Raw genomic sequence first — 752 nt, forward strand, 5'->3', positions numbered from 1 at the left:
CAAGATCAGAGATGGGAAGGTCGCGAACCGTCCCATCTACGTGGTGATGGCGGTGACGGTGGACGGCACCCGCGACATCCTCGGCATCTGGGCCGGCGACGGCGGCGAGGGAGCCAAGTACTGGCTGCACGTGTTCACCGAGCTGAAGAACCGCGGCCTGGACGACGTGCTCATGCTGGTCTGCGACGGGCTCAAAGGCCTTCCCGAGGCCGTGGAGACCGTCTGGCCTCGCACGATCGTCCAGACGTGCGTCGTTCACCTGCTGCGGAACTCGTTCCGTTACGCCGCCCGTCAGGACTGGGACAAGGTCGCAGGGGCCCTCAAACCCGTCTACACCGCACCCAGCGAGGACGCCGCGACGGAGCGGTTCCTGGAGTTCCAGGAATCCTGGGGACGGAAGTACCCGGCGATCGTGAAGCTGTGGTCGGACGCCTGGGCCGAGTTCGTGCCCTTCCTCGCCTTCGACGTCGAGATCCGGAAGGTCATCTGCAGCACGAACGCGATCGAGAGCGTCAACGCACGCATCCGCAGGTCTGTCCGCGCCCGCGGGCACTTCCCCAACGAGGCCGCCGCCCTCAAGTGCATCTACATGGCCCTGATGAGCCTGGACCCGACCGGCAAGGGCCGCAAGCGGTGGACCATGCGCTGGAAAGCACCCCTCAACGCGTTCCAGATCGCCTTCGAGGGTCGCCTGACCCCGAGCAACAACTGACCACTCAACAACCAAGATCAGCCGTTAAATTGACACACCC

The 752-nt window shown here is 64.9% G+C and carries 1 protein-coding gene; it reads left to right on the forward strand.

From position 1 onward, the window contains the following. Positions 1–712: IS256 family transposase (locus tag KUM38_RS39020; protein ID WP_217136892.1), on the forward strand; the 712-nt coding region annotated here is incomplete at its 5' end. Positions 713–752 lie beyond the last annotated feature (40 nt).

This window comes from Streptomyces sp. AC558_RSS880 (assembly GCF_019049255.1).
In the GTDB taxonomy this organism is placed as follows: Bacteria; Actinomycetota; Actinomycetes; order Streptomycetales; family Streptomycetaceae; genus Streptomyces.